The organism is Nodularia chucula CCY0103 (assembly GCF_963923915.1).
GTDB classification, from domain to species: domain Bacteria; phylum Cyanobacteriota; class Cyanobacteriia; order Cyanobacteriales; family Nostocaceae; genus Nodularia; species Nodularia chucula.
The window spans coordinates 1-2,574 of record NZ_CAWUOL010000173.1; the positions used below are offsets into that span (position 1 = coordinate 1).

2 protein-coding genes are annotated in these 2,574 nt (G+C 34.1%); both read left to right on the forward strand.

What is annotated here, in order from left to right; genetic code table 11:
- Positions 1-233 precede the first annotated feature (233 nt).
- Positions 234-983, forward strand: a complete 750-nt coding sequence (locus ACM0OP_RS23910) for a hypothetical protein (RefSeq protein WP_414530903.1) — start codon at positions 234-236, stop codon at positions 981-983.
- A partial coding sequence (locus tag ACM0OP_RS23915; RefSeq protein ID WP_414530904.1) for a hypothetical protein occupies positions 983-2,574 on the forward strand: 1,592 nt, incomplete at its 3' end. The genes ACM0OP_RS23910 and ACM0OP_RS23915, both read left to right, overlap by 1 nt.

The window sequence follows — 2,574 nt, forward strand, 5'->3', positions numbered from 1 at the left end:
AACTTTTTCTGAAACAAGCAAAGATGCTACTAAACTTATTTCTCAAATAGACTCTGAATCTAAAATTAATAAAAATGAGATTATTAAAAAATTATCAGAAATTGAAATAGATGTGAAAATTATTAAAAGTCTAATTTCTAAGTAATTTAAATATGTAATATTTACACACAATGTGTAATACAAAAAAAGGTATCAGTAGAGTAATCTGCTGATATTTGAATATTATCATATAAATGTCTGAAAAGAAGAAAGTTAGTTATGTAGACAGTGCAGTTTACAAACACAGATATAAATCAGGAAGAAGACCTGAACCTCAAAGGTGTCCTGTTATTAAAAGAGATGGCACTCAATGTAAAAATAAAGTAATGCTTGGTTATAAATGTTGTGCATCTCATGGAGGTAAAGCAGCTAAAGCTAGAATCACACATGGTCTACATTCAAAATTAGTTAAACAAGAACACATGAAAGCAATTAAATCACTTTCTGCTAAAGAAAGGAAAGAGTTATTATCTACTGATTACTCTAAGGAAAACTTATTAGACAACAGCATTATGTTAACTGATGCTATGTTATGTCGCCTTATTGAACATCAATCAGAGCTAATAGAAAGATATGATGCAGCAGTACAATTAGCAGTACAATTATCTGCTTCTGCAACTACTTCTTCTTTTAGAGAAGTAGAAGTAATGACTAATAATATCAATGGTTTGAGTAAAGCTATCACTGATATTTCTAAGGTTATTCAAATTCATCAAGCTCAAATTAATGCTACTCTCAAAACTAAAAAAGAATTGAGAGATAAAAATGAAAATGAAGTTACTCTTCAAGCTCTTTATACTCAGCTAAGTGTAGACCCTAAAGAACTTATACAAGATTTAGTTAAAGCATACTTAACCTCTAATCCTGAAGCTAGAGTTGATGATTTATTTGCTCTTAAACCAGCAGATGTAGAAATTCAATATGAGTTGGGGGATGATGATTAATGGATTTAAACTTTATTCCTAGTGATTTAGAAGGTATCCTTAAGTCAGATATATTAAAATATCAATATATTGCTGGGGCTAATGATCCTGTTCTGTTTGTAAAATATTTCTTAGGTGAAAAGGTAAATCTCTACCTAAATGAAATTGAAAGAACACACCCTGAAACAGGTGTATTAGTTAAAGGTCATCCTAAACAAAGACAATGGCTTAAGCAAGCTGTCAATGCTCAAGAAGGGGTACTGAAAGCAGGTAGTAGATCAGGTAAAACTTTTGTTACTGCTCTCATGCACTTATGGTTTTTATTCTATAGGAAAAGACCTACTAGTTCTCCTTTCTATGGTGATCATACTAAAAGATTTCAATCAATTAATTGTGCGCCCTCTTTAAAGCAAGCAAAATTAGTGAAGGATGAAATAATCAATCTAGTTAATGATAGCCCTTTCCTGACCAGCATAGGGTTCATTAAGCACATTTCTGATGGACAGCAACCTTTTATAGAAACCTGTTTCAACAGCATTATTTGGTTTCAAGCTACTGTTCAAAGAGGTAGATTTATTCTTGGTTTCTATCTTGATGTAGCCACCTTAGATGAAGCTGCTAGTGAATATGCTTTGGAGCATTTAAGAATGAAAATACTTAATGTCAGGGGTACTGAAGTTAGTGGACGTAAGTATTTTATCAGCACTCCACAAGGGGAAGGAGACACTGCTGGTCAAGGTGCTATTTACTTTAGGAAAATGTGGACTGAGTTTAAGCAAAGAAGACTTAAACAAGATAACTCAGTAGTCATTGCTGAGTTTAGTCAGTTTGATAACCCGTGTAACCCTGAAGAAACAATCAGGTCAAATATGGTTAACATGACTCAAGCTCAAGTCAGAGAAGAAGTCTTTGGTAAGTTTGCTAACTATGGTTCTACTTTCTTTGCTGGTAGCTATTTAGACAAAGCTGTTGAAAATGGTGAAAAGCATACTTGTTTCTTCCCTTATGATGACCCAGTTACAGGTCACTGTTTGCCTGAACATGGTGCTAGTTTAGAATTCCCATATCTGCCTAAAGGTGGACCAAATTCACAGTTCTTTACAGGGGTGGATGTTGCAGGATCTACTAATGGTGACAGCACTGTTTTGATCACATTACAGTTTATTGACAGAGAACTAAGAATTGTTGCTTTTGAAAGAATTAGCAAGACTCCTCTGTTTGATCAAAATGGGGTTATAGAAAGGATTAAACGTAGGTTAGCCCAATTCCCTGGTGACTTGTATTATGATGCCACAGCGCTTGCAGGACAGTACCTAAAAGAGTCATTAGAAAAGGAGTTACCTGCTGCTGATGCTGAGTTATGTATACCTATCAATAGCACAAGAAAGCCAGGAAAAAATCAAAAACATAACCACAAAACTTTAATGCTCAGTAATCTTGCTGGGTGTGTTGAAAAAGCTAAATTGGTAATTCCTTATGATGAGCAGGATAGACTGAAACAGCTTAAGACTGAGCTAAGGTTTTATAAATTGGATGATTCTGGTTTGGCTACTGATTGTGTTATGGCACTGGCTTTGGCTGCTTATGCTTGGAAAAGAAGAAGGAATACTAA

What these genes read in the sequence shown, in the direction of transcription:
- ACM0OP_RS23910 (WP_414530903.1), top strand. Translation starts at nt 234, where the DNA reads ATGTCTGAAAAGAAGAAAGTTAGTTATGTAGACAGTGCAGTTTACAAA.